Origin of the sequence: Streptomyces sp. SAI-135, from assembly GCF_029893805.1 — a bacterium.
Taxonomy (GTDB): Bacteria; Actinomycetota; Actinomycetes; order Streptomycetales; family Streptomycetaceae; genus Streptomyces.
Genome location: NZ_JARXYP010000002.1, coordinates 3,884,073 through 3,909,911 on the forward strand (window position 1 = coordinate 3,884,073; position 25,839 = coordinate 3,909,911).

At 70.9% G+C, this 25,839-nt stretch carries 26 protein-coding genes and 1 pseudogene; 12 read left to right on the forward strand and 15 right to left on the reverse strand.

Annotation, left to right across the window (positions count from 1 at the left end):
• Nucleotides 1-61 precede the first annotated feature (61 nt).
• Nucleotides 62-1,384, forward strand: coding sequence for an LCP family protein (locus M2163_RS21890; RefSeq protein ID WP_280851116.1), 1,323 nt, complete (start codon nt 62-64; stop codon nt 1,382-1,384).
• A 20-nt stretch (nt 1,385-1,404) separates the two neighbouring features.
• Here the strand turns inward: M2163_RS21890 and M2163_RS21895 are convergent, their stop codons facing one another.
• From M2163_RS21895 to M2163_RS21905, 3 genes and pseudogenes are all read right to left on the reverse strand, one after another.
• Nucleotides 1,405-2,250, reverse strand: a complete 846-nt coding sequence (locus M2163_RS21895; RefSeq protein ID WP_280894789.1) for a class I SAM-dependent methyltransferase — start codon at nt 2,248-2,250, stop codon at nt 1,405-1,407.
• A gap of 71 nt (nt 2,251-2,321) precedes the next feature.
• The gene (locus M2163_RS21900) at nt 2,322-2,684 is read right to left on the reverse strand and encodes a four-helix bundle copper-binding protein (RefSeq protein ID WP_280851115.1); all 363 of its coding nucleotides are present in this window, start codon (nt 2,682-2,684) and stop codon (nt 2,322-2,324) included.
• A gap of 179 nt (nt 2,685-2,863) precedes the next feature.
• Nucleotides 2,864-3,972 (reverse strand): annotated as a pseudogene (locus M2163_RS21905) (acyl-CoA dehydrogenase family protein).
• A 228-nt stretch (nt 3,973-4,200) separates the two neighbouring features.
• Here M2163_RS21905 and M2163_RS21910 point away from each other — a divergent pair.
• The 6 genes from M2163_RS21910 (at nt 4,201) to M2163_RS21935 (ending at nt 8,898) form a co-directional block, all read left to right on the forward strand.
• Nucleotides 4,201-5,544, forward strand: coding sequence for a UDP-glucose/GDP-mannose dehydrogenase family protein (locus M2163_RS21910; RefSeq protein WP_280894790.1), 1,344 nt, complete (start codon nt 4,201-4,203; stop codon nt 5,542-5,544).
• A 502-nt stretch (nt 5,545-6,046) separates the two neighbouring features.
• The gene (locus tag M2163_RS21915) at nt 6,047-7,216 is read left to right on the forward strand and encodes a DNA gyrase subunit B (protein ID WP_280894791.1); all 1,170 of its coding nucleotides are present in this window, start codon (nt 6,047-6,049) and stop codon (nt 7,214-7,216) included.
• 245 nt (nt 7,217-7,461) lie between these two features.
• Nucleotides 7,462-7,662 carry a hypothetical protein gene (locus M2163_RS21920; RefSeq protein WP_280894792.1) on the forward strand — a complete coding sequence of 67 codons (201 nt, stop codon included), beginning with the start codon at nt 7,462-7,464 and terminating at the stop codon, nt 7,660-7,662.
• A 109-nt stretch (nt 7,663-7,771) separates the two neighbouring features.
• The gene (locus M2163_RS21925; RefSeq protein WP_280894793.1) at nt 7,772-8,230 is read left to right on the forward strand and encodes a hypothetical protein; all 459 of its coding nucleotides are present in this window, start codon (nt 7,772-7,774) and stop codon (nt 8,228-8,230) included.
• Nucleotides 8,227-8,724: a plastocyanin/azurin family copper-binding protein gene (locus tag M2163_RS21930; RefSeq protein WP_280851110.1), complete on the forward strand. Its 498-nt coding sequence runs from the start codon at nt 8,227-8,229 to the stop codon at nt 8,722-8,724. The genes M2163_RS21925 and M2163_RS21930 overlap by 4 nt, the downstream gene beginning before the upstream one ends.
• A 36-nt stretch (nt 8,725-8,760) precedes the next feature.
• Nucleotides 8,761-8,898 (forward strand): hypothetical protein, encoded by a 138-nt coding sequence (locus tag M2163_RS21935; protein ID WP_280851109.1) that lies wholly within the window; start codon nt 8,761-8,763, stop codon nt 8,896-8,898.
• Between the two features lie 9 nt (nt 8,899-8,907).
• Here M2163_RS21935 and M2163_RS21940 read toward each other — a convergent pair whose 3' ends face one another.
• Nucleotides 8,908-9,411 (reverse strand): CGNR zinc finger domain-containing protein, encoded by a 504-nt coding sequence (locus tag M2163_RS21940; protein ID WP_280894794.1) that lies wholly within the window; start codon nt 9,409-9,411, stop codon nt 8,908-8,910.
• 117 nt (nt 9,412-9,528) lie between these two features.
• Between M2163_RS21940 and M2163_RS21945 the strand changes: the two genes are divergently transcribed.
• Nucleotides 9,529-9,888: a VOC family protein gene (locus tag M2163_RS21945; RefSeq protein ID WP_280851107.1), complete on the forward strand. Its 360-nt coding sequence runs from the start codon at nt 9,529-9,531 to the stop codon at nt 9,886-9,888.
• 28 nt (nt 9,889-9,916) lie between these two features.
• Nucleotides 9,917-10,300 carry a VOC family protein gene (locus tag M2163_RS21950; RefSeq protein ID WP_280894795.1) on the forward strand — a complete coding sequence of 128 codons (384 nt, stop codon included), beginning with the start codon at nt 9,917-9,919 and terminating at the stop codon, nt 10,298-10,300.
• A gap of 9 nt (nt 10,301-10,309) precedes the next feature.
• Here M2163_RS21950 and M2163_RS21955 read toward each other — a convergent pair whose 3' ends face one another.
• From M2163_RS21955 to M2163_RS21970, 4 genes are all read right to left on the reverse strand, one after another.
• Complete coding sequence (locus M2163_RS21955; protein WP_280851105.1) at nt 10,310-11,416, reverse strand: dipeptidase; 1,107 nt, start codon at nt 11,414-11,416, stop codon at nt 10,310-10,312.
• 150 nt (nt 11,417-11,566) lie between these two features.
• A complete protein-coding gene (locus tag M2163_RS21960; protein ID WP_280894796.1) occupies nt 11,567-12,754 on the reverse strand; it encodes a dipeptidase in 1,188 nt (395 codons plus the stop codon).
• Nucleotides 12,751-13,248, reverse strand: a complete 498-nt coding sequence (gene purE, locus M2163_RS21965) for a 5-(carboxyamino)imidazole ribonucleotide mutase (RefSeq protein WP_037711216.1) — start codon at nt 13,246-13,248, stop codon at nt 12,751-12,753. Before purE ends, M2163_RS21960 begins: the two co-directional genes overlap by 4 nt.
• Nucleotides 13,249-13,268: 20 nt before the next feature.
• Entirely contained in the window at nt 13,269-14,408 is a 1,140-nt protein-coding gene (locus tag M2163_RS21970) for a 5-(carboxyamino)imidazole ribonucleotide synthase (RefSeq protein ID WP_280894797.1), read from the reverse strand.
• Nucleotides 14,409-14,585: 177 nt separating this feature from the next.
• Here M2163_RS21970 and M2163_RS21975 point away from each other — a divergent pair, with 177 nt between their 5' ends.
• On the forward strand, nt 14,586-15,104 hold the full coding sequence (locus tag M2163_RS21975; protein ID WP_280851102.1) for a GtrA family protein: 519 nt from the start codon (nt 14,586-14,588) through the stop codon (nt 15,102-15,104).
• Between the two features lie 686 nt (nt 15,105-15,790).
• Here M2163_RS21975 and M2163_RS21980 read toward each other — a convergent pair.
• The gene (locus tag M2163_RS21980; RefSeq protein ID WP_280851101.1) at nt 15,791-17,065 is read right to left on the reverse strand and encodes an ATP-binding protein; all 1,275 of its coding nucleotides are present in this window, start codon (nt 17,063-17,065) and stop codon (nt 15,791-15,793) included.
• A gap of 39 nt (nt 17,066-17,104) precedes the next feature.
• Nucleotides 17,105-17,782 (reverse strand): response regulator transcription factor, encoded by a 678-nt coding sequence (locus tag M2163_RS21985; RefSeq protein ID WP_007382513.1) that lies wholly within the window; start codon nt 17,780-17,782, stop codon nt 17,105-17,107.
• Nucleotides 17,783-18,079: 297 nt separating this feature from the next.
• Here M2163_RS21985 and M2163_RS21990 point away from each other — a divergent pair, with 297 nt between their 5' ends.
• A complete protein-coding gene (locus M2163_RS21990; RefSeq protein WP_280894798.1) occupies nt 18,080-19,576 on the forward strand; it encodes an oligopeptide:H+ symporter in 1,497 nt (498 codons plus the stop codon).
• A gap of 78 nt (nt 19,577-19,654) precedes the next feature.
• Here the strand turns inward: M2163_RS21990 and M2163_RS21995 are convergent, their stop codons facing one another.
• From M2163_RS21995 to M2163_RS22015, 5 genes are all read right to left on the reverse strand, one after another.
• On the reverse strand, nt 19,655-20,968 hold the full coding sequence (locus M2163_RS21995; RefSeq protein WP_280894799.1) for a hypothetical protein: 1,314 nt from the start codon (nt 20,966-20,968) through the stop codon (nt 19,655-19,657).
• Between the two features lie 2 nt (nt 20,969-20,970).
• The gene (locus M2163_RS22000) at nt 20,971-22,062 is read right to left on the reverse strand and encodes a hypothetical protein (RefSeq protein WP_280894800.1); all 1,092 of its coding nucleotides are present in this window, start codon (nt 22,060-22,062) and stop codon (nt 20,971-20,973) included.
• A 202-nt stretch (nt 22,063-22,264) separates the two neighbouring features.
• On the reverse strand, nt 22,265-22,960 hold the full coding sequence (locus tag M2163_RS22005) for an LPXTG cell wall anchor domain-containing protein (protein WP_280894801.1): 696 nt from the start codon (nt 22,958-22,960) through the stop codon (nt 22,265-22,267).
• Nucleotides 22,961-23,575: 615 nt separating this feature from the next.
• Nucleotides 23,576-24,070 (reverse strand): ATP-binding protein, encoded by a 495-nt coding sequence (locus M2163_RS22010; protein WP_280851096.1) that lies wholly within the window; start codon nt 24,068-24,070, stop codon nt 23,576-23,578.
• Nucleotides 24,071-24,294: 224 nt separating this feature from the next.
• Nucleotides 24,295-24,684 carry an STAS domain-containing protein gene (locus tag M2163_RS22015; protein ID WP_280894802.1) on the reverse strand — a complete coding sequence of 130 codons (390 nt, stop codon included), beginning with the start codon at nt 24,682-24,684 and terminating at the stop codon, nt 24,295-24,297.
• A 238-nt stretch (nt 24,685-24,922) separates the two neighbouring features.
• On the opposite strand from M2163_RS22015, the gene M2163_RS22020 reads away from it, so the two are divergent.
• On the forward strand, nt 24,923-25,837 hold the full coding sequence (locus M2163_RS22020; RefSeq protein ID WP_280851094.1) for an RNA polymerase sigma factor SigF: 915 nt from the start codon (nt 24,923-24,925) through the stop codon (nt 25,835-25,837).
• The last annotated feature ends 2 nt before the right edge of the window (nt 25,838-25,839 follow it).

Genomic DNA, 25,839 nt, shown 5'->3' on the forward strand with positions numbered 1-25,839 from the left:
CTGCCCTGATTTTCCGACGACCCTTGTAAAGGGCACAGCGGGTACCGGCACACTGGGGCCCATGAACGATTGGCCCGAGGGATGGTCCGGCGACAACCGCGGCGACCGGTACGGACGCGGCAGCGCGAGCGCACAGCCCGAGAGCGCCCGCGTGATGCGGCAGGTCCGCCGCGGTCAGGCGGCACCCGGGCAGGGCGCGTACGGCCGCCAGGGCCCGTCCGCGCCGCCGTACGGAAACGGCGTGCCCCAGCAGCAGCCGTCGTACGTCAACGGCCAGGGGCACGGCGGTGACTACGACGCGTACGACAGCGGCTACAACACGGGCCAGGTCTACGGCAGCCCCGGCGGCGGTGGCTACGGCGGCCCCGGCGACCCGGTCGGCGGCCGTGGTCCGCGGCCCGCGCCGAACTGGCGCAAGCGGATCAAGTGGACCGCGATCGTCGTGCTCACCGGGCTGGTCGTGACGACCGTCTCCACCTACTTCTGGGCCGACTCCAAGCTCAACCGCGAGGTCGACCTGTCCAAGGTCATCGACCGGCCGGAGCAGGGCGACGGCACCAACTACCTCATCGTCGGCTCCGACAGCCGCGCCGGGCTCTCCTCCGAGCAGAAGAAGCAGCTGCACACCGGCTCCGCCGAGGGCAAGCGCACCGACTCGATGATGATCCTGCACACCGGCAGCAACGGCGACACGCTGATCTCGCTGCCGCGTGACTCGGACGTGGAGATCCCGACCTTCGTGGGCTCCGAGTCCGGCAAGACGTACAAGGGCACCGGCCGGCACGTGAAGCTGAACGCCGCCTACGCCGAGGACGGCCCCGAACTGCTCGTGCGCACGGTCGAGTTCAACACCGGCCTGAAGATCGACCACTACGTCGAGATCGGCTTCGCCGGCTTCGCGAACATCGTGGACGCGGTCGGCGGCGTCGAGATCGACATCCCCAAGGGCGGCATGAAGGACACCAAGTCCGGTGCCGACTTCGAGGCGGGCAAGCAGACCCTCAACGGCGACCAGGCCCTCGCCTTCGTGCGCACCCGGTACGCCCTCGCGGGCTCCGACCTCGACCGCACGAAGAACCAGCAGAAGTTCCTCAACGCGCTCGCCAACCAGGTCGCCACCCCGAGCACCGTCCTCAACCCCTTCAAGCTCTACCCGACGATGGGCGCGGGCCTCGACTCGCTGATCGTCGACAAGGACATGGGCCTGTACGACCTGGGCAAGATGTTCTGGGCCATGAAGGGCGTCAACGGCGGTGACGGCACCTCCATGAACATGCCGATCTCCGGCTCCACGGGCGGCAACCTGCTCTGGGACAAGGCCAAGGTGAAGACCCTGGTCGACGAGCTGAAGAACGACGAGAAGGTCACCGTCTCGGGCAACTGAGCCCTACGGCCGCCTGAGCCCTACGGTCGCCGTCCCGAGCCGAGCAGCGCGATGTGCGGAAGGGCCAACTGCCCTTCCGCCACCGTGTGTTCGGCGCTCAACCGGTCGTACTCCCGGCGGATACGCGCCACCGTCTCCGGGTCCTGCGAGGTGACGACCAGCCCGACGGTGGCGACACCGCCCGCGGCACCGCTCCACCACTCCTCGACACCGGCCCGGTGGTCCCAGGCGAGTTCGGCCGCCTCCGAGGCCACGAAGCCCGCCCCGTCGAGGAGTTGGGCAAGCCCCTGCGGTGTGCGGGGCCAGTCCTGCACGGGGTCCAGCCGCGGGAGATACGGCGGCGGTACGGCCCCGCCCGCCTCGCAGGCCCGGCCCAGCGGGTCCTGACCGGCACCGCGCCGCGCACTCCACGTCGTGACGGCGATCCGGCCGCCGGGGCGCAGGAGGCGGTGGAGCTCGGCGAGGGCGGTGCGAGGGCGGCCGACGTGGTTGAGGACGAAGTTGCCGACCACGGCGTCGAACTCACCGTCCGAGTAGGGGAGTTCAGGAAGCCCCGCGGTGCGCGCGTCGATCCCGCGGGCCCGTGCCGCGGCCACCATCCCGGCATCGGCGTCCACGGCACTCACCCGGGCGCCGCGTGCCCGCGCCGCCACGGCCGCCGTACCGGTGCCGGTACCGACGTCGAGGACGCGCGTGTCCGCCCCGACCCCGGCGGCGTCCAGCAGGGCCTCCACGGGGTGGGCGCACAGCCGCGCGAAGCTGCCGGCGTACGCCTCGGTGCGGCCCTTCCACATCGAGCGCTCGGCGGCGTCGAAGGCCTCGGTGGCGTCCCGCTGCAAGGGTGTCTCGTGCTGGGATGAGGTCATGCCCCGCAGCCTGCCGCACCCCTGACCGGGAGCACCGGGCGGGTGCCCCCGGCCGCGCTCGGGCGGCGGTGTCACATCGCCATGCCCGCCATCGCCCGACAGGTCTCCACGCAGCGACGACACGCCTGCGCACAGCGCATCATCTGGGCATCGTCCGGCATGGACATACACGCCTCGGCGCACATCTCGCACGCCTTGGCGCACATCGCGCACATCTCCGCCGACAGGGGCGAGCGGCGCATCATCATGTCCGCGCACATGCGGGTCATCTCGGCGCAGTCGATGAGCGCGCGCATGATCTGCATCTGCGCCTGGCCGCCCATCTGCATGCAGGAGCTCATGGTCTCCTCGCACACGCTGTGGCACTCCATGCACGCCGCCACGCAGTCCTGCATCTCCTTGCTCATCGCGGACATGCTCTCGGCCTGGGTCATGGCTCCTCCTGGGGGACGCGGGAGCCCGGGGCGGGCCCCGTGCCCTTCCGTCCTACGCCCCTCCCGGCCCGGACGCCATCGGGCGGACGCGAACAATCCGCCCCGAAACGCCCAGCTCTAGGGACGACAAAAGCCCCCGGAACACCTCCGGGGGCTGTCGTCGTGGCCGGTCGGACCCCTTACGGCAGGTTGCGGGCCATCACGATCCGCTGGACCTGGTTGGTGCCCTCGTAGATCTGCGTGATCTTGGCGTCGCGCATCATCCGCTCGACCGGGTAGTCACGGGTGTAGCCGTAGCCGCCGAGGAGCTGGACGGCGTCCGTGGTGACCTCCATGGCCACGTCCGAGGCGAAGCACTTGGCCGCCGCGCCCTGGAAGGTGAGGTCCTTGTCGCCGCGCTCGGAGGCGGCCGCGGCCTGGTAGGTCAGGGCGCGGGCGGCGGCGATCTTCATGGCCATGTCGGCGAGCATGAACTGGATGCCCTGGAAGTCGGCGATGGCCTTGCCGAACTGCTTGCGCTCCTGGACGTAGCCCTTGGCGTAGTCGAGAGCGCCCTGGGCGACGCCGAGGGCCTGGGCGGCGATGGTGATGCGGGTGTGGTCCAGGGTCTTCATCGCGGTGGCGAAGCCGGTGCCCTCCTCGCCGATCATGCGGTCGGCGGGGATGCGGACGTTGTCGAGGTAGACCTCGCGGGTCGGGGAGCCTTTGATGCCGAGCTTCTTCTCGGGGGCGCCGAAGGAGACGCCCTCGTCGGACTTCTCGACGACGAAGGCGGAGATGCCCTTGGAGCGCTTGGTGGGGTCGGTCACGGCCATCACCGTGTAGTACTCGGACTCGCCCGCGTTGGTGATCCAGCGCTTGACGCCGTTGAGGATCCAGTGGTCGCCGTCGCGGACCGCCTTGGTCTTCATGCCGGCCGCGTCGGAACCGGCGTCCGGCTCGGAGAGGGCGTAGGAGAACATCGCGTCGCCCTTGGCGAGGGGCGACAGGTACTTCTTCTTCAGGTCCTCGGAGCCGGAGAGGATCACGGGGAGCGAGCCCAGCTTGTTCACGGCGGGGATGAGGGAGGAGCTGACGCAGACGCGCGCGACCTCCTCGATGACGATCACCGTGGCCAGGGCGTCGGCGCCCGCGCCGCCGTACTCCTCGGGGACGTGCACGGCGTGCAGGTCGTTGGCCACCAGCGCGTCCAGCGCCTCCCGGGGGAAGCGGGCCTCCTCGTCGACCGCGCGGCGGCGTACGGCGCGATCTTCGCCTCCGCCAGCGAGCGGATGGCGTCCCGGAGCATGTCGTGCTCCTCGGACGGGCGGTACAGGTCGAAATCAGCCGTTCCGGCCAAGGTCTCTCACGCTCCAAGGACGCTGCGATGCTGCGCTAACTACCGTTAAGTAACTCAAATTTTAAAGGTCCGCCCACGGGACGGATACGTGAGCTTGGCGACAGCGGTAGAACTGCCCGTCGGCCCCGCCGACTATGCTCGGGCGCGCACTGGCCCGTTCCCCTTCCTGGAGTCTTCATGGCCCTCAAGATCACCGTGATCGGCACCGGCTACCTCGGCGCCACCCACGCCGCGGCCATGGCCGAGCTCGGGTTCGAGGTGCTGGGGCTCGACGTGGTGCCCGAGAAGATCGAGATGCTCCAGCGTGGTGAGGTCCCGATGTACGAGCCGGGCCTGGAGGACCTGCTGCGCAAGCATGTCGCCGGGATCGAGGGCTCCACCGGCCGGCTGCGCTTCACCATGGACTTCGCCGAGGTGGGCGCCTTCGGCGATGTGCACTTCGTCTGTGTGAACACTCCGCAGCGGCACGGCGAGTACGCCTGCGACATGTCGTACGTCGACTCCGCGATCGCCTCCCTGGCCCCGCACCTGAGCCGTCCGGCCCTGGTCGTCGGCAAGTCGACGGTGCCCGTGGGCTCCGCCGACCGGCTGGCCCGCTACCTGGCCGACCACTCCCCCGCGGGCGCGGACGCGGAGCTGGCCTGGAACCCGGAGTTCCTGCGCGAGGGCTTCGCCGTGGACGACACGCTGCACCCGGACCGGATCGTCGTCGGTGTGCGCAGCGAGCGCGCGGAGAAGCTGCTGCGCGAGGTGTACGCGACTCCGCTCGGCGAGGGCACGCCGTTCGTGGTGACGGACTTCCCGACCGCCGAGCTGGTGAAGACGTCCGCGAACTCCTTCCTGGCGACCAAGATCTCCTTCATCAACGCGATGGCGGAGGTCTGCGAGGCCGCCGACGGCGATGTCGCCAAGCTGGCCGAGGCCATCGGGTACGACGACCGGATCGGGAAGAAGTTCCTGCGGGCCGGGATCGGCTTCGGCGGCGGTTGTCTGCCGAAGGACATCCGCGCCTTCATGGCCCGCGCGGGTGAGCTCGGCGCCGACCAGGCGCTGACCTTCCTGCGCGAGATCGACTCGATCAACATGCGCCAGCGCGGGCAGATGGTGGAGCTGGCCCGGCAGATACTGGGCGGCGGGCCGTTCCTCGGCAAGCGCGTCGCGGTGCTCGGTGCCACCTTCAAGCCCGATTCCGACGACGTGCGCGACTCCCCCGCGCTGAACGTCGCCGGGCAGATCCACCTTCAGGGCGGCCAGGTCACGGTCTACGACCCCAAGGGCATGGACAACGCCCGCCGCCTGTTCCCGACCCTGGGCTACGCCGACACGGCCGTGGACGCGGTCCGGGGCGCCGACGTCGTCCTGCACCTCACGGAGTGGCGGGAGTTCCGCGAGCTGGACCCGGCGGCCCTCGGCGAGGTCGCGGCGGCGAAGGTGGTCCTGGACGGCCGCAACGCCCTGGACCCGGTCCTGTGGCGCAAGGCGGGGTGGACGTACCGGGCGATGGGGCGGCCGACGGCCTGAGAGCGGGGGCTGGGGGGCGAATGCGACTGCGACTGCGACAGGGCGCCGTACACGTCCTCGGCCGCATCCAGGTCAACGGGGCGGTCGCGGTGCGGCACCCCCCCCCCCGATCGCCTGCGGCGCGCGGCGCATGTGGTGGTGCAGGGTGTGGGCCGCGGGCGCGGAACCGGTCGCGTTTCCTCGACCGGGCCTCCGGGCCCGTGAGGTGGGCTGGTGATCGCCGCCTCTCGGGACCGTGCCGGCCCCGCCCAGCGATGTGCGCCTCACGTACCGACGGACGAGGGTGAACCAACGGCCCCAGGTGCGCCGGGAATTGGGCCGTGCGCGGCCCCGGTGGGGTCCCGGAGGCCCCCCGGCGAGGTTCCGTGAGCTGGCCGCCCACCGCCTCCCGGCGAGCCCCCACCTGGCCGTCCACGCGTTTCGCACACCCGGCTTGACCTGGTGTTTTTCCGGTATTCGCCTAGGCTGACGAGGTCTGTCGGACGGCATCACGGGAGACCTCATGAGTGGGGAAGCCATCGAGTACGACGCCAGCCACATCACGGTTCTGGAGGGGCGGCACGCCATCCGGAAACGGCCGGGGATGTACGTCGGCTCCACCGGTGAACGCGGCCTGCGCCAGCTGGTGTTCGACGTGGCCGAGCGGGCGGTGAACGAGGTCCTCGCCGGCACCGCCAGCCGCGTCGACATCACCTTCCTGGCCGACGGCGGTGTGCGGGTCGCGGACGACGGACCGGGCGTCCCCGTCGAAGCGGCGGGACACACCGGCGGTCCCGGCCTGGAGACCCTGCTGACCCGGCCCCTCACCGGGCCGGACACCAGTGGGCGGCACGACCTGACGTCGGGGCTCTTCGGGGTCGGCCCCTGTGTCACCACCGCTCTGTCGAGCCGCCTGACGGCCGAGGTGCGGCGGGAGGGGACGCGCTGGGTCCAGGAGTACGTCCGCGGGGCCGCCCTCGCCCCGCCCACCGCGATGGGCCCGGCGAGCGGCAGCGGGACCGCTCTCGCGTTCTGGCCCGACGCCGACATCTTCGAGACGACGGAGTTCGTGTTCGGCGTCTTCGAGGAGCGCTTCCGTGAACTGGCCTTCCTGAACCGGGACTTGGACGTCTCACTGACCGACGAACGCCCTCCGGGCGAGCCCCGTTCGGTGCGGTTCCGATTCCCGGACGGGGTACGGGAGTTCGTCGCCTACCTCGACCGGGAGGCGGGGAGGGCCGGGACAGCTGGGACCGCCGGGAGGGCCGCCCACCCCGACGTCATCGCCTTCGAGCGAGACACTCCGGCGGCGACGGTGGACGTGGCGCTGCGCTGGTCCGATTCGCGCGAGGAGCGGGTGCGGGGCTTCGCCAACAGTTGGCCCGCCTTCGAGGGCAGCACCCACCTGCTGGGCTTCCGGGACGGGCTGGTCGGCGCGGTCAACGCGTACGCGCGCGGGCGGGGGTTGCTGGCGGCCGCCGACGCGGATCTGAGCGCGGACCGGATCGGCGAGGGCCTGACGGCGGTCGTGTCGGTGAAGCTGGACCGGCCGGAGTTTCTCGGTGCCACGCGCGGCCTTCTGGGCAACGCGGCGGTGCTGCTGTGCGTCACGGAGGTCGTACAGGAGCACCTCGGCCGATGGTTCGAGGAGCGGCCGGAGCAGGCCGGTGCCATCGTCGGCCGGTTTCTCTGAGGGACCCCTGTCGGGCCCCGGACGTCGGCATATGCCGCCTTCCCCGGAATCATCAACACGAGTTCGATTTGCATTCGAGTACGGCGGAGAATTGACCGTTCTCACAGCCCATGACCCCACAAAGGAGAGGTAGATAACGGTCGGTTAACCAATGTGCAGTCAAGCGGAATCCGCCCTCTACTCCACTGTTCGTCATCCGCCGGATTCTTCCGTCGGGTTGACCTGAGCACGTCAGGAGTGGAGTCATGCCCTTGTTCCGCAGGGCGGTCTGGCCGCGTGACCATCGCGATGCACAGCCGCCCGCGACCATGGCGCCGACGACTGAGGAGTCGCTCGGGCAGCAGGTCACGGACCTGCTCGATGTCGACAGCTACGTGAAGATGCACACCGTCTGGGCCGGGCACATGCTCATGCCCACCACGGACTTCCTCACCGCAAGCTGCTGACCCATGGGTGAACGCCGCTCCGGCCGAGGCTCAGTCGGCCGGAGCGGCGTTCGCGTCCATTCTCCACACGCCCACCACATTTCGGGAACCGCTTTCCAAGGAGTTCGGGATGACAACCGTCACTCTGCCCACTGTTCCACCACCGCGCCGACTCTCCGTGTCCCCCGGCCGCTCGCTCGGCGAACTCACCGCCTGGTACGGCCCGTTGCCCGTGAGGCGACGGCGGATACCGCTCGCCGCAGCGGCCCTGGACCTGCCTGCGGACGCCGGACAGCCCGCCTTCCGCTTCGCGTGCGACGACCGCGAGCTCCGGGCCGTCCTCACCTCCGAGCGGGTCGAGGACCTGCCCGGCTACCGCCTCCGGCTCACCGCCGATCTCGACGTCGACGGCGTGGCCTTCCCCGTCCTGCTACGGCTGCGGGTGGTCGGCCGCGCCGAGGACAGGCTGCTCGTCGTGGGCACGGCCCGGCTGCCGTACCGGCTGCTGCGCCGGGCCACCGGGTTCCGGCTGCCGTGGCGGCTTCCGGCCACGCGGCTCAGGCTGCTCGTCGCGGCGGAGTTCACGTGAGGGCGCTGCTGCGGGCCGCGGCGGCGCTCGCCCTCCTCACGGTCTGGCTGCTCCCGGCGGACCGGGCCCAGGCTGCGACCTACTCCGTCGCCATGAAGGGCTACGCCTTCTCGCCCGCCTCTCTGAGCGTGCCCGCCGGCTCGACCGTCACCTGGACCGACTACGACACCGCCCCGCACGATGTGCAGACCACCTCCGGCCCCGTCCCGATCCACTCCCCCATGCTCGACAAGGGCCAGAGCTGGAGCTTCACCTTCACCACGGCCGGTTCCTACGGCTATGTCTGCACGGTCCATCCGGACATGACGGCGGGGATCACGGTGCGGGCGGCGGCCCCGGCGACGAAACCGGCGGCGCCGACCGAGCATGTGCACACGGCCGAGCCCCGGACGCCCTCACGTCCGACCTCCTCGCGTCCGGTCCGCTCGGCACCGGCGATGACGATGCCCTCGCCGACCCGGTCACCCACGGCGTCCGGGGCCGCCGTACCGTAGGCGACACAGCCGTCGCCGCAGCCGGCGCAGGCAGCCATGACCACGACGACGGCCTCGACGGCCCGCCCGCTGGATCCCCTCCTGCTCCTCGCGGGCCTGATGGCCGGCACGGCGGTCCTGTGCCTCCTGCTGGTGGGCTCGAGGACGTCCCGCGCGCGGGAGGAGGAAGCCTGAGAGGAGCGCTCAGCCCCTCGCCCGGTACCGCCGCATCTTCGCCCGGGCCCCGCACACCTGCATGGAGCACCACCGCCCCCGCCCCGCCGGGCTCCGGTCGTAGTACGCCCAGTGGCAGTCCACGGCCTCGCAGGCCTTCAGACGGATCCAGGTACCGGCGACCAGCGCCTCGGCGACGGCGGCGGCGACGCGGGAGAGCAGGGGCCCGGTGTCGGCGGGGGCGAGGGCGGCCGAGCCGTCCGACGGGGTCACCGTCAGAAACAGGGGCGCCGCCGCCAGCAGCTCTCCCAGCGGCGTCACCGTGCGATGCGGCGGATGTCCGGCGTGGGCCAGCAGGGCGACCCGCAGCGACTCCCGCAGCTCACGTGCCCGCGCCAGCTCCGCCTCGGCGATCCCGAACCGCTCCCGCCCCTCCACCGTGTCCAGCGAATCGGCGCCCGACTCCAGGTCCACCGTGTTCACCAGGGACTCGACCAGGGCCAGTCCCCCGGGCGCGGGCGATCGCTCACTCATGGCTGCACGCTACCTAGCTAGGGAATTCCCTTGCGACGTTACCCCCGATGCGGGAGCATGCGGTAACCGTTACTGGTTACCCGCCTCTACAGGTAACCGCGCTTCAAGGAGGAAGCCATGGCCATCGCCGAACTCGGAGCCGTCGTACTGGACTGCCCGGACCCGCGCGCGCTCGCCGGTTTCTACGCCGGTGTCCTCGGCGGCACCGTCGAGGGCGAGGGTGACTGGGTGGACCTCAAGACCCCCGGCGGACCGTCGCTGGCCTTCCAGGCCGCCCCCGGTTTCGTACCGCCGAAGTGGCCCGCCCCCGACGCCTCGCAGCAGTTCCACCTGGACCTGACCGTCCAGGACCTGGACGTGGCCGAGCAGGAGGTGCTGGCGCTCGGGGCCAGGCCGCTGGACACCGAGGACCGCTCGCGCACCTTCCGTGTGTACGCGGACCCGGCGGGGCACCCGTTCTGCCTCTGCGCCTGCTGAACCGCCGGCCGAACCAGGAGGACCTCTCGTGACTGTCGCACGTTTCCGTTCCGTCGTGATCGACTGCCCCGACCCCCGCGCGCTCGCCCGCTTCTACGCCGGGATCGTGGGCGGCACCCCGGAGGACGACGACCCCGACTGGGTGGTCCTGCGCGTCCCCGCCGGTCCCCGGCTCGCCTTCCTGAGCGCCCCGGATCTCACCCCGCCCGAGTGGCCGCGGGCGGACCGCAACTCCCAGCAGTTCCACCTGGACTTCGACGGCGGGACCACCTGGGAGGAGATCGACGCGGCCGAGGCCAAGGTGCTGGAGCTGGGCGCCCGGCTGCTGCACGCCGAGGACAAGGAGGACTTCAGGGTGTACGCGGATCCGGCGGGGCACCCCTTCTGCCTCTGCCGTATCGACCCGGTGTAGCGCCGCCGGTCAGCCGTCGAGCTCGGCGATCTTCGCCGTGGACGGCTCGCGCCGCAGCTGCGCCGCCCGGGCGGTGAAGTCGGACTCGCGCAGCAGCCGCTGGACATTGCCCCAGGTCAGCAGTGCGATGTCGGCTTCGTCCCAGCCGCGGCGCAGCAGCTCGGCGACGAGGTGCGGGTAACAGGAGGCGTCGCCGAGCTCCTGCGGGTGGGCCGTTCCGGCGTCGTAGGTGCCGGACAGGCCCACGCACTCGGCGCCGGCGACCGCGCGCACATGGTCAAGGTGGTCGGCGACGTCCCGGACCGTCGGACCGGTCTGCTCGGCGGTCAGCGGAACCATGCACAGCCCCTTGGCGGCACCCAGCCCGGCGAGCAGGTCGTCGGGCAGGTTGGCCGGGTGCGGGCGCAGCGCGCGGGCGGCGGAGCGGCTGAAGAGCACCGGCGCCTTGGACACCGCCAGGGCGCGGCGGATGGTGGCGTCGGAGGCGCCGGAGAGGTCGGCGAGGACGCCGAGCCTGTTCATCTCGCGCAGCACCTCCTCGCCGAACCGGGTGAGCCCCGCCGCGCTCGCCCAGGACACCCCGGTCAGGGTGAGGGCGCGCAGGCCGAGGGCGTGCAGGGAGCGCAGGATGCCCAGCGAGTCGCCGAGGGCGGCGGCACCGGCCGGGCCGAGCAGGACGGCGGCGCGGCCGCAGTTGCGGGCGTCGGTGGCCTGTCCCGCGGTACGGGCCAGCCGCAGGCCCTCGGGATGGTTGCGTACGACCGTCTTGACCAGGTCGAGCTGTTCCAGGGTGGCGCCGACAGCCCTGTCCCCGTCGAGCCCCTCGGGCAGGTGCAGCGACCACATCAGGGCGCCCACGTGCCCCTCCCTGAGTCTGGGTACGTCCGTGTCCACCGCGCTCTCGCCGAGCTCCAGGTCGAACCAGGGCAGGTGCCGCAGGGCCCAGGGCAGACCGCTGTACCCGTCGGCGACGGGGTGCGCGGCGAGGAGGGCACGGGCGCGCTCCAGCAGCTCGGCGTCCGGGTCGGAGCCCGGGGCGCACAGCTCCGGCACGGTCCCGAAGAGCTGGGGCAGCTCTCCCACCTCGGGGTGCAGTTCGTCCTGGAGATCTGCCATGACGGGCTCCGTACGTCGTGATCTTCCTGATCGCCGTACGGTCACCGTCGCACGGAGCGCGGGGGGCTTCCTGGTGGGCGGGGCGTTCGGGGGTACGCGGGTGCGGGCTCCCCGGGCCGCCCCGGCCACCAGGTCAGGGTGCCCGGACGCTCAGGCGTCCAGCTGCGTGATCGTCGCGTTGGACGGGCCCCGGGTGGCTTGGAGGTCCCGGGAGACGTCCTCCGCCGCGCTCAGCACGCGTACCGCGTTCTGCCAGGTGAGCTTGGCGAGGTCGGTGCGGGACCAGCCGCGGTCGAGGAGTTCGGCGATCAGGTTCGGGTAGCCCGAGACGTCGTTCAGGCCGTCCGGGGTGAACGCCGTGCCGTCGTAGTCGCCGCCGATGCCGATGTGGTCCACGCCGGCCACCTCGCGCATGTGGTCCAGGTGGTCGGCGACCGTCGAGACCGTGGCGACCGGACGCGGGGTGCGCTCCTCGAAGGCACGGTGCACCCGCATCGCCTCGGGGGTGGTCGCGAGGTGGTGGAAGCCGTGCTCGCGCATGTTCTCGTCGGCCGCGGCCGTCCAGTCGACGGCGGCCTGGAGGACGAACTTCGGGACGAAGGTGACCATGGCCATGCCGCCGTTGGACGGGAGGCGTTCCAGGACGTCGTCCGGGATGTTGCGCGGGTGGTCGCACACGGCCCGCGCGGAGGAGTGGGAGAAGATCACCGGCGCGAGCGTGGCGTCGAGTGCGTCCCGCATGGTCGTCGCCGCCACGTGCGAGAGGTCCACGAGCATGCCCTCGCGGTTCATCTCCCGGACCACCGCGCGGCCGAAGGCGGAGAGCCCTCCGACGCCGGGCTCGTCCGTCGCCGAGTCCGCCCAGTCCACGTTGTCGTTGTGGGTGAGGGTCATGTAGCGCACGCCGAGCGCGTACAACGCGCGTAGCGTGGCGAGGGAGTTGGCGATGGAGTGGCCGCCCTCGGCGCCCATGAGGGATGCGATACGGCCCTCCGCGCGCGCCGCCTCCATGTCCGCGGCGGTGAGCGCGGGCCGCAGCGTCCCGGCGTACCGCGCCTGGAGCTGGCGTACGCAGTCGATCTGTTCCAGGGTCGCCGGGACCGCGTCGGGCAGGTCGGAGCGTACGTACACCGACCAGTACTGCGCGCCGACCCCGCCGGCGCGCAGCCGCGCCAGGTCGGTGTGCAGGTGGGCCGACTGGTCCGTGGCGATGTCCCGGGCGTCGAGGTCGTAGCGGACCTGTTCGCGCAGCGCCCACGGGAGGTCGTTGTGGCCGTCGACGACCGGGAACTCACGCAGGAGTTCCCGGGCGCTCTCCAGCCGGTCCACGGCGGTCACTTGCCGAAGCCGAAGCCGTTGGAGCCCTCGACCTTGGACCGCAGGCGCTTGCCCTTCTCGGTGGCCTGGTCGTTGAGTTCCTGCTGGAACTCCCGCATGCGGCCGAGGAGTTCCTCGTCGTGCGCGGCGAGGATGCGGGCCGCGAGGAGACCGGCGTTGCGGGCGCCGCCGACGGAGACGGTCGCGACGGGGACGCCGGCCGGCATCTGCACGATGGAGAGCAGCGAGTCCATGCCGTCGAGGTACTTCAGCGGCACCGGGACGCCGATCACCGGGAGGGGGGTGACGGAGGCGAGCATGCCGGGCAGGTGGGCGGCACCGCCCGCGCCCGCGATGATCGCCTTCAGGCCCCGCTCGGCCGCCTGCTCGCCGTACGCGATCATCTCGCGCGGCATGCGGTGCGCGGAGACGACGTCGACCTCGTACTCGATCTCGAACTCGTCGAGGACCTGGGCGGCGGCCTCCATGACGGGCCAGTCGGAGTCCGACCCCATGACGATGCCTACAACGGGGCTCATTCGGTGATCGTGCCTCTCAAGTAGCCGGCAGCGTGACGTGCGCGTTCGAGAACGTCGTCCAGGTCGTCGCCGTAGGTGTTGACGTGGCCGACCTTGCGTCCGGGCTTCACGTCCTTGCCGTACATGTGGATCTTCAGCTTGGGGTCGCGGGCCATGCAGTGCAGGTACGCGGAGTACATGTCGGGGAAGTCGCCGCCGAGGACGTTGACCATGACGGTCCACTGGGCGCGGGGGCGCGGATCGCCGAGCGGGAGGTCGAGGACGGCCCGGACGTGGTTGGCGAACTGCGAGGTGATCGCGCCGTCCTGGGTCCAGTGGCCCGAGTTGTGCGGGCGCATCGCGAGTTCGTTGACGAGGATGCGGCCGTCGCGGGTCTGGAACAGCTCGACGGCGAGGTGGCCGACGACGTCCAGTTCCTTGGCGATGTTGAGGGCCATCTCCTCGGCCTTGAGGGCGAGCGCCTCGTCCAGGTCGGGGGCCGGGGCGATCACGGTGTCGCAGACGCCGTTGACCTGCTGGGACTCGACGACCGGGTAGGCGACGGCCTGGCCGTGCGGCGACCGTACGACGTTGGCGGCGAGCTCGCGGACGTAGTCGACCTTCTCCTCGGCGAGGACGGGGACACCGGCCCGGAAGGGGTCGGCGGCCTCCTCGGCCGAGTCGACGACCCACACGCCCTTGCCGTCGTAGCCGCCGCGGACGGTCTTGAGGACGACGGGGAAGCCGTCGCCCTCCGCCGCGAAGGCTGCCACGTCCTCGGGATCGCTGACGATCCGGTGCCGTGGGCACGGCACGCCGATCGCGTCGAGCCGCGCGCGCATCACGCCCTTGTCCTGGGCGTGCACGAGCGCGTCGGGGCCGGGGCGCACGGGGATGCCGTCCGCCTCCAGGGCTCTGAGGTGCTCGGTGGGTACGTGTTCGTGATCGAAGGTGATCACATCGCACCCGCGCGCGAACTCACGCAGCGTGTCGAGGTCGCGGTAGTCGCCGATGACGACATCGCTCACCACCTGCGCCGCGGAATCCTGAGGGGTGTCACTGAGAAGCTTGAACCTGATGCCGAGCGGGATGCCTGCCTCGTGTGTCATACGCGCGAGCTGGCCCCCGCCGACCATGCCGACTACCGGGAACGTCACGGCACCAGGGTATCGGTCGCGCCACGGCGGCTGGATTCCGCGCCTGTTTCCGGTCCTCTTACCAGCTTGGTCCCTGTGTGTGAGTTCATCCACAGGCAACTGGTATGGGGGGTGGTTAGCATGGCTTGGTTGACGAAATCACTCGACTGACCGACCCGACTGGGGGACTGTACAACCATGGGACATGGTTCCTCAGGGCTGCGGAGGATCGTCCGCGAGATCGCCAAATTCGGCGCGGTCGGCGGCGCGGGGCTGCTCGTCAACCTCCTCGTCTTCAACGTCGTCCGGCATCTCACCGACCTTCCGGTGGTCCGGGCGAGCGTGATCGCGACGGTCGTGTCGATCGTCTTCAACTACATAGGGTTCCGTTACTTCACTTACCGCGACCGCGACAAGAGCGGCCGCACGAAGGAACTCACCCTGTTCCTGCTGTTCAGCGTGGTCGGCCTGGTCATCGAGAACGGCATCCTGTACACCGCGACCTACGCCTTCGGCTGGGACAGCCCGCTCCAGAGCAACATCTTCAAGTTCGTCGGCATCGGCATCGCCACGCTCTTCCGCTTCTGGTCCTACCGCAGCTGGGTCTTCAGGACCCTCCCCGCCCGCGAGGCGGTGGCGAGCGCGGAGTCCTTCCTGGAGGAGGCGGAGCAGGCAGCGACCCGAAAGCCGCCCCGCCCCAGACAGCGAGTCCTCTGACTCGACCTGAGGGACCTCACCGGCACTCGCCCCTGGCCATCCCCAGCCGACTCCGCCAGGTCCTGGACCCCGGGCCACCATGTCCGACCGCGCCCCGACCCGAGGCTGAACCGACAGCACCCCACGCGACCACCGTCAGCCCCACAAGGCCCCTGGCCCTGGCCCTGGCCGAGAGCGCCCCGCCCCGAACGGCCGGGCCCCCGACACCGGTCCCACCAGCGGCTGACCCGGCGCCTGAGCCCAGATCACCCCCCGGGACGACCACCGCCGGCCCCACCACGTCCTGCGCGGCAGCGCCCCGCCCCGGACCACCGGCCCCCCGACACCGATCCCGCCAGCACTTGACCCCAGCCTGAGCCCAGATCCCCCGGGACAACCACCCTCGACCTCCGCCAAGCCCCAGGCCCGAGTCCGACCGACTCCCAGCCCCGAGCCTGAGCCGGGAGCAGCCCCAGACGACCACGCCCGACTCCGGCAGGCCCCCCGGACACCGATCCGAACAGCGCCCGGTCCGAGGCTGGGTCTGCGGCATCGCCGGACGGGCAGCATCGGCTCTGCCAAGTCGCCGGCCTGGATGCTCGGCCCCGGGCCACCGGGTCCCACCTGTGCCGGGACCGGGTTTCCCCGGCCGCTGTCAGTCTCCGCCAGGGGTGGGCGGGCGCCGGCCCACCCCTGGCTCGCGCAGCTCACCGCACCGTCGGCTCGTCCTCGTCCGTTGCGGGGGACTTCAGGGGGGTGCGGGAGAGGAACAGGCCGAAGACCGGGGGCTGGGCCTGGAGCATCTCCAGGCGGCCGCCGTCGGCCTCCGCCAGGTCGCGGGCGACCGCGAGGCCGATGCCCGTGGAGTTGCGGCCGCTGATCGTGCGCTCGAAGATGCGGGCGCCGAGGTCGGCCGGGACGCCGGGCCCCTCGTCGGTGACCTCGATGACGGCCTGGTTGCCGGTGACGCGGGTGCGCAGCGCCACCGTGCCGCCGCCGTGCATGAGGGAGTTCTCGATCAGCGCGGCCAGGACCTGGGCGACCGCGCCCGGGGTGCCGACCGCCGTGAGGTGCCGTTTGCCCGAGCTCACGATCGCCCGGCCCGCACTGCGGTACGCCGGCCGCCACTCCGCGAGCTGCTGCTGGATGACCTCGTCGAGGTCGAAGGTGACCGCGTTGCCGGCCCGGGGGTCGCGGGAGTTCGTCAGCAGCCGTTCGACCACGTCCGTCAGCCGCTCCACCTGGGTCAGCGCGACGTTCGCCTCTTCCTTCACCGTGTCCGGGTCGTCGGTGAGGGTGATCTCCTCCAGCCGCATCGACAGGGCGGTCAGCGGGGTCCGGAGCTGGTGGGAGGCGTCGGCCGCCAGCCGCCGTTCGGCGGTCAGCATGCGTGCGATGCGCTCGGCGGAGGAGTCCAGCACGTCGGCGACCCGGTCGAGCTCGGGGACGCCGTAGCGCTTGTGCCGCGGGCGCGGGTCGCCGGAGCCGAGGCGTTCCGCGGTCTCGGCGAGGTCGGTCAGCGGCGAGGCCAGCTTGTTGGCCTGGCGGATCGCGAGGAGCACCGCGGCGATCACCGCGAGCAGCGCCACCAGCCCGATGATCAGGAGCGTACGGCCGACCTCGCGGGTCACCGAGGAGCGCGGCTCCTGCACGGTGACCGTCTCGCCCTCCTCGCCCCTCTCGGTGGAGCTGATGACCTCGCCGGAGGGCTTCGCGCCGACCTCGATCGGGTCCTTACCCGGGATCCGGATCACGGCGTACCGTTCCTGCGCGACCTGGTCGCGCAGGATCTCCGCCGTCACGTCCTCCGCGGCGAACAGCCTGCTGTCCACGATCCCGGTCAGCCGGATCGCCTCGGAGTCGACCCGCTCCTGGGCGCTGTTGCTGATGGTGCGGGTCTCGACGATGACGAGGGAGACGCCGAAGACGGCGATCACCACGAGCACCACGGCGAGCGTGGACTGGATCAGTCGACGGCGCATGTCCTCTTACCTGTTACGTGCCGGACGGCGACCCGGGGTTCAGCTCTTCTCGAAGCGGAAACCCACTCCTCGTACCGTCGCGATGTACCGCGGGTTGGCCGCGTCGTCGCCGAGCTTCTTGCGGAGCCAGGAGATGTGCATGTCGAGCGTCTTGGTCGACGACCACCACGTGGTGTCCCAGACCTCGCGCATGAGCTGGTCCCGGGTCACCACCCGGCCGGCGTCCCGCACCAGAACCCGCAGCAGGTCGAACTCCTTGGCCGTGAGCTGGAGTTCCTCGTCGCCCATCCACGCCCGGTGCGACTCGACGTCGATCCGTACCCCGTGGGTGGCCGGCGGCTGCGCCGGCTCGGCCGCCCCGCGCCGCAGCAGGGCCCGGACCCGGGCGAGCAGCTCGGCGAGTCGGAAGGGCTTGGTGACGTAGTCGTCGGCGCCCGCGTCGAGACCGACGACGGTGTCCACCTCGTCGGCGCGGGCGGTCAGGATGAGGATCGGTACGGCGTGGCCCTCGGCGCGCAGTCGGCGGGCCACCTCGAGGCCGTCCATGCCGGGCAGACCCAGGTCGAGGACGACCAGGTCGATACCGCCCTGCATTCCGGCGTCGAGTGCGGTGGGTCCGTCCTCGCGCACCTCGACCTCGTACCCTTCCCGGCGCAGGGCGCGGGCCAGCGGCTCCGAAATGGACGCATCGTCCTCGGCGAGCAGTACACGGGTCATGAGCTGATGGTAGACCGCTCTTCAAAGATGCTGGGGTGTGATCGCAACCCAGTGGTTCTTACCTTTCGTGGATCCGGTGTGAACCTGTGACTATGCGGTGCCAATCCTGTAGGGACCTTAGAAACCAGGTGTACGGTTCCACGGGCACCTGTGATTCACATCTCAAGTCCTTCCATTTCCGTCGGTAGCCTGACGTATGGTGCATTCAATGCCTGTCGCATCGTGGGGACCTTTGGCGCGTATCCGTCGCTGAAGGTCTCTTTTGTGTGCGGTAATCCCCACCAGCAAGGAACGACCATGGCGTCCAGCCTGACGAAGGACTCGGTGACTCCGGGCACCCCCGGTTCCGACACAGCCTTCTTCGGCCACCCCCGCGGACTGGCCACACTCTTCATGACCGAGATGTGGGAGAGGTTCTCCTACTACGGCATGAGGGCTCTGCTCCCGCTGTACCTCGTCGCCCCGGGCGGCCTGCACCTCAGCGCCGCGACCGCGACCGCGATCTACTCCGTGTACGTGTCGCTGGTGTACCTGCTCGCGATGCCGGGCGGCTGGTTCGGCGACCGCGTGTGGGGTCCCCGGAAGACCGTCGCCGTCGCCGGTGCCGTGATCATGCTCGGTCACCTCACCCTGGCCCTGCCCTCCTCGGGCACCTTCTACGCCGGCCTCGGCCTGGTCGCGATCGGTTCCGGTCTGCTGAAGGCCAACATCTCCACGATGGTCGGCCACCTCTACGAGGGCCCGGACGATCCCCGCCGCGACGGCGGCTTCACGGTCTTCTACATGGGCATCAACCTCGGTGCCTTCGCCGCCCCGCTGGTCATCGGCACCATCGGCGAGAACGTCAACTGGCACCTGGGCTTCGCGCTCGCCGCCCTCGGCATGGCCCTGGGCCTCGCCCAGTTCCTGATCGGCAGCCGCCACCTGGCCGACCGCTCCAGCGTCGTCCCGACGCCGCTGTCCGACGCGGAGAAGTCCGCCACCCTGCGCAAGGCCGCGATCTGGGCCGGCATCGCCGTCGTCTTCTACGCGATCGTCGGCTTCACCGGCCACTACACGCTGAACTGGATCCTGGTCCCGCTGACCCTGCTCGGCGTGATCATCCCGGTGATGGTCCTGGTCAACATCAAGCGGGACAAGGACCTGGACCGCACCGAGCAGAAGTCGATGTCCGCGTACATCTGGTTCTTCGTCGCCGCGGCCGTCTTCTGGATGATCTACGACCAGGGCGGCTCGACCCTGTCGATCTTCGCGGACTCCTCCGCCGAGAACAGCGTCCTCGGCTGGACGTTCCCGGTCTCCTGGTACCAGTCGGTCAACCCCGTCCTCATCATGGCCCTGGCCCCGGTCTTCGCCTGGTTCTGGCTGGCGCTGAACCGGCGTGGCAAGGAGCCGAGCACGGCTGTGAAGTTCGCCTCCGGTCTGGTGCTCGTCGGTGCGTCCTTCTTCCTGTTCCTCGCGCCGCTGTCCATCGCGGAGGGTGGCCACAAGGCCGCCGCGCTGTGGCTGGTCGCGATCTACTTCGTGCAGACCGTGGGTGAGCTGCTGCTGTCGCCGGTGGGTCTGTCGGTGACCACGAAGATGGCCCCCGCGAAGTACGCCTCGCAGATGATGGGCGTGTGGTTCCTCGCGGTCACCGCCGGTGACGCGACGACCGGACTCCTCTCCATCGCCGGGGTCGACCTCAACAAGACCGGGATCGTCGCCCTGGAGGCGACGCTCGCCGTTCTCGCCGGTGTCGCGGTGTGGATGTACCGCAACCGGGTCAAGGAGCTCATGGGCAGCGTGCGCTGACCCGACGAGCACCGAGCGCTGCAACCGCGGGACGCCGGATCCTGGTGGATCCCGGCGCCCCGTGCGTTTCCCGCGCCCCTAGAGCCTCTTGCGCCCGGGCAGGAACGTGAAGATCGCGCCGCCCAGCAGCAGCGCCGTGCCCGCCACCAGACCCAGCGCCTTCAGCGCCGCGTGGTCGTCCGCACCCGTCGCCGCCAGGCCGCCGCTGGTCGACGAACCGCTCGTGCTCGTGCCGCCCGAGCTCGACGAACCGCCCGACGCACCGCCTTCCTGCTCCTGCGTGGTCAGGGTCAGGGAGACCTCCGTCCTGTCCGGCTTGCAGGTGGTCGTCGTACCCAGCGCCTCGATCGTCAGGACCCCCGGTGACAGCGTCGACTCGCCCGTCGCCCCGGGCTTGTACGTGCCCGTCATGTCGGGGATCTCGATGGGGTCGCCCGACTTGATGGCCGCGGAGTTGGTGGGGCCCTCGACGTGGACCGAGCCCGTGTCGTCGCCGCCCAGCAGCACGTCCATGGAGGGCTTGACCGAGTCCGCGGGGATGTCGGCGGGGCTGTCCATCGGGGAGTTCTTGAACTGCACGGTGATGCCGTAACTGCCGCCGTCCTTCTTGGCGTTGATCTGGATCTCGGAGGTCGCCTTCTTCTCGCCGAGGGGCGACTGGCAGGTGTAGGGGATGGCGACCGCCTTGCCGGTGAAGTCCGTCTGGCCGTCGCCCTCGGACTCTGTGGAGCTGGGAGTGGGATCCGGGCTCTCGGTGTCGGTGGGGGTCGGCGTCGGGGTCGGGGCGGGGGTGTCCGTCGGGTCCGGGGTGGGGGTCGACGTCCCGTCACCGGCCGCCACGGTCAGCGTCGCCGCCGTCGGCACCGTCCCCGTCGGCGTGCACACCGTGTTCGTGCCCATCGCGTTCACCGTGTACGCGCCCGGCGTCAGCGTCAGCTGCCCGGCCGCCGTCAGCTTCAGTGTGCCCTTCATGTCGGACAGCACCATGTCGCCGCCCTTGGGGATGGCCGGGTTCTCACGCGGTCCGGTCATCGCGATGTCGGCGCTCTGCGCTCCGGCCGCCTTCAGGGTGCCGGTCGGCTGGACCGAGTTCGCCGGCAGATCGATGATGTTCGGGTTCTTGGAGGCGGCCTGGGTGAACTTCCAGACCACGTCGATCTCGTCGCCGACCTTCGCGCCGGCCGGTGCGGTGATCTCCACCTTCGTGGTGCCCTCGACGGGGTCGAGCCCGACGCCCGCGGGCGGTACGCACCGGGTCGGGAACGACACCTCCGCGGCCTGGGCGGGTCCGGCGGCGAGAGCGAGCACCACGCCCGCCCCGGCCAGCACCAGCGCCGCACCGGCCGCGCCCGCTCTTCTCGGCCCGCCGGCCGGTGGGACTCTCCTTCGCATGCTCACGTGGAACCCTCTCTGGTGGGAGTCGTGGGACTCGTCGGGCTGTCGTCGTGCGGTGCGGAGAGCCGGCCACCGGCCGCGCCCGGATCGGCGTCCGGGGTGAACCACGGCAGGGTGGACGTGGGAGGGGCCGCGTGCGCGGCCGTGGAGGGCTTGAACCCCGGCAGTCGCAGGGCGAGTTCGGGCAGCCGCAGTCCGCGGTGCCGCAGACCTCCGGCGGGCCGTGGCCGCACCCGGTCCACCACGGCCATGCCGATGCGGAACAGCGCCGCCGGCACGACCAGGAAGACCAGCACCCAGAACAGGGTCACGCCCCAGGGCCGCCCCACGCCCCAGGGCTGCTCGGCGAGCACCTTGCCGCCGTACTTCAGCGACACCGTGTACGCGCCGTGCGCGCCGCCGGTGAGCTCGACGGGCAGTTCGATCCGGGCCCTGCCGCCCGGCCGGATCGTGCCGCGCCACTGCTGTTCCTCCCACTGCGGGGCGAACACGCCGTGCGCGGTGCCGACCTGGAAGACGGGGTCCTTGACGGCGGAGGTGCCGACGTTGCCGACGGTGAAGACGAGGGTGCGTGCGGGGGGTGCCCCGAACCAGGTCAGCAGCCCCCCCGAGCCGTCGAGCCGGGTGTCGGTGAGGACGGACAGCCGCCCGCCGTCCGTCTCCGCGGGCAACGGCTCCACGGCGTGCCCGGCCACCTGGAAGATCGCGTCGGCCTCGGCCTTCGCCCCGGTCACCGTGGCCACGTGCACCACGCAGGGGCAGGGCACCGGGGGTTCGGCGACGGGCAGCTTCTTGCTGAAGCGCCCTTTCCCGTCCGTGGTGACGGCCCGGCCGTCCGCGTTGGCACAGGAGTTGGTACCGCCCGGCACCCCGCGCGAGGGCACCGCCTGTCCGCAGACCAGGATCATCAGCAGGGCCCGCGCACGCCAGCCGCTGCCGCTCACGGTGATCGAACCGCCGCTGCCCGCCTGGGACTTGGACAGCCTCACGCTCGGCCCGTCCGCCGCGGCCGCCGTCCCCGCCGTCGCCGTGAGCAGCAGCGCGCACACCGCCACCAGAACCGCCCACCGCACCTTGCCGCTCGGGCTCACGTCGTCGCTCCCGTCAACTCGGCTTCCGTACACGGGGATTCGGGCGCGGGCCCGGCCGTACGACGCCTTGGACGCCGTACCGCAGGCCGCCCGACCGGTGGGATCGGCCGGCTCGACCCGACCGGCGGGGACAGGTCACGCGTGAGGGACGGCACGGGCGGCATGGGCGGCTCCAGCTGTCGTACGGAAGCGGACCGGGCCGCTAACGGCGCGCTCGGGCCGTCTGGTTGCGCCGGGTGAGCCAGAGCGTGCCCGCCGCTCCCGCGAGCAGCACCGTGCCGCCGAGGGTGCCGAGGGCGATCGCCGAGTCCTCGGGGCCGGTCTGCGGGAGGGCGGCGCCGGAGTCACTGCCGCTGTCGCTCCGGGCGCCACCGCCCGAGGAGCCCGAGGCGGCGGTGACGTCGAGGGTCAGCGAGGCGCCGGGGCTGTTGGTCGGCGTGCACGTGGTCGTCGTACCGAGCGCCTTGATGGTGAGGACGCCCGCGGTGAAGGTGACCTTGCCGGACTTCTTCGGGGTGTACGTCCCGGTCAGGTCGTTGATCTTGATGGGGGTGTTGGCGGGGACGACCGCCTGGTTGGCGGGGCCGGTCACGTTCATCGTCCCGGTGTCCGCACCGCCCAGCCTGATGGTGGCGCTCGGGTTCATCGCGCCCTTGCCGAGGTCGACCGGGCTGGAGGAGACGCCCTTCTGCCAGGACATGGTGATCCGGTAGCCGCTGCCGCTCTTGACGCCCTTGATGTCGATGGGCGAGACGGCGCTCTTGTCACCGATGGGCGTCTTGCACTGGTAGTTGACGTTCACGACCTCGGCGCGGGCAGCGGGGGCGGCCATGAGCACCGCCGAGCCGGCCAGAGCCGCGACGGACGCGAGCGCGGCGGTTCGTTTCGGGTACGACACGGTTCCGCTCCCCTTACTCGTTCCTGACGGCACATCAGATCGGCCGTCAAGGTACGCCGGGGCACCGGAGGAAGGAAGAGAAAGTAAGTGTCGGAACTGTGGGGACACCCGGGATCACCCGGGGCCCGACCGCGGAAGGGCGCGGGGAGGGCGGCGGGCGGATACCGAGGGGTGCGTGCCGGGCGGGGGGGGGGGGGGGCGGGGCCGACGCCGATCAGGGGCTCGCACAGCTGCCGACAGTCACCGGGCGAACGTCGAGCAGGGGCTCGCAGAGATGCCGACGCTCGCCGGGCGGACGCCGAGCAGGGGGCTCGCACGGATGCCGACAGTCACCGGGCGGACGCCGAACAGGGCTCGCACAGATGCCGCCAGTCGCCGACCGGATGTCGAGCCGGGGCTCGGGGCCATCCCTGCGATTGCCGGGCGGACGCGACCAGCAGCTCGCACGGATGCCGACAGTCACCGGGCGGACGCCGAACAGGGGGCTCGCACAGCTGCCGCCGGTCACCGGGCGGACGCCGAGCAGGGGCTCGGGCCGATCCCGGCGATTGCCGGGCGGATGCCGAGCCGGGGCGCGGGTCGACGCCGAGCAGGCGCTCGGGCGGGCGGCCGGCGCTAGGCGGGTGCGCCCAGTTCCGCCCACACGGTCTTGCCGGCCGTGCCGGGCGCCCTGACGACTCCCCAGTCCAGGCAGAGCCGCTGCACGATGAACATGCCGTGTCCGCCGGGCCGTCCCGCCCGGTGCGGGGTGCGCGGCGCCGGCTGCCCGGCCCCGCGGTCCGAGACCTCGACCCGGATCACCTTGTTGTCGCAGGAGATCCCCAGCTGGTCCGGGCCCTCCGCATGGAGGCACGCGTTCGTCACCAGCTCGGAGACGACCAGCAGCACGTCCTCCGTGACGGCACGCCGGTCCGCGGACGCCGCCGGCAGCCACCCCCACGCGTGCAACGCCTGACGGGTGAAGTCACGCGCGAGCGGGACGACCCCGCTCTCCCCCTCGAAGCTCAGCCGACGGACCCGCCGTCCCGTCGACACCTCGGCTTCGCCGCCAGGCTCCACGCTGGGCTCCGGGTCACGGTCGCCCGGCGAGTAGGGCCGGGTGGTGCTCATCAGCGCTTCACCTCACCGATTCACCGGTTCACGATTCAAAACGTCACTGCATGGTCGCTCACCGAACAGTCAGTACGGATGTCTCCTGCCCGAGCGGACCGGTAGAACACCCCTCCATTCGGGACGTATGTCCGCAACGAGAGGTGCGACACCCGGTGGACACCGGCCCACGGGGACGAACGGGACACGAAGGAGGCCACTGGGACCGTCACCCGCCCGCCGCCTCAGTCGCCGGACTCGCCGGACTCACCGGCCAATGCCTCTTCCAGCGTGGCGTGCACACTGAAGACCGCATCGGCCCCCGTGATCTCGAAGACCCGCGCCACGACGGGCAGCATCCCCGCGAGATGTACGCCACCCCCCGCCGCCTCGGCCTTCAGCCGTGCCCCCAGCAGCACATTCAGTCCGGTGGAGTCACAGAACTCCAGCCGTGTGCAGTCGACGACAAGCCGGCTCTTCCCCTTGGCGAGGCACTCCTCGAGTGGCTCACGCAACAAATCGGCCGTGTGGTGATCCAACTCACCTGCTGGAGTCACAACGGCACTGGAGCCCTCTTGCCGCACCTCAACCAGAAGCCGGCCAGACTGTGCGCTGCCGACCGTCCCGCGGTCCATGCCGTCTCTCTCTCCCGACGTCGTGGCTGCTGATGACGCCCTCGAACACTACGCCTTCTCCACACCCTCCGACACCCGAACAATCACCCACAAACGGACATAACCGCACAGAACACACTTGCGGTCGTGTCGGGAAACCGGGTAGGGCTAGTAGAGACACGAACTCGACACGGCCGGCTTTGGAGGCGCCGCACACCGCAGTGCACGAACTGGCTTCGGCAGCCATATGCCGAGAACGATGGAGGACATCATGTCACCCCGGCTCGACGCCTCGCATACCCATCAGGCGACGTCGACATCCCCCCCGGAACATCTGGATCCCATCGAGCAGGACAGCGAAGGCGATGTGCTCGCCGGGCTTCCGGACATCCCGCCCTTCGAAGAGGTGGGGGCGGTCGACGCACGAGCGCTCTCCAAGACCCTCTTCGCGCGGCTGGAGTCGCTGGAGGAGGGCACGCACGAGTACTCGTACGTCCGCAACACGCTCGTCGAACTGAATCTCGCTCTGGTCAAGTTCGCCGCCTCCCGTTTCCGCTCCCGCAGTGAGCCGATGGAGGACATCATCCAGGTCGGCACCATCGGCCTGATCAAGGCGATCGACCGCTTCGAACTCAGCAGGGGTGTGGAGTTCCCCACCTTCGCGATGCCAACCATCGTGGGTGAGATCAAGCGCTTCTTCCGCGACACGTCCTGGTCGGTGCGGGTGCCGCGCCGCCTCCAGGAGCTCCGGCTCGACCTGGCCAAGGCCGGCGACGAACTGGCTCAGAAGCTCGACCGCGCCCCCACCGTGGGCGAGCTCGCCGAACGTCTCGGGCTGTCGAAGGAGGAGGTCGTCGAAGGCATGGCGGCGTCCAACGCCTACACCGCCTCCTCGCTGGACGCCCAGCCGGAGGAGGACGACTCCGAGGGCGCCCTGGCCGACCGGATCGGTTACGAGGACCACGGGCTCGAGGGCATCGAGTACGTGGAGTCCCTGAAGCCGCTGATCGCCGCGCTCCCCTCCCGGGACCGCCAGATCCTCTCGCTGCGCTTCGTCGCGGGCATGACCCAGTCGGAGATCGGTGAAGAGCTCGGGATCTCGCAGATGCACGTCTCGCGGCTGCTGTCGCGGACTCTCGTACGGCTGCGCAAGGGCCTGACCGTCGAGGAGTGACG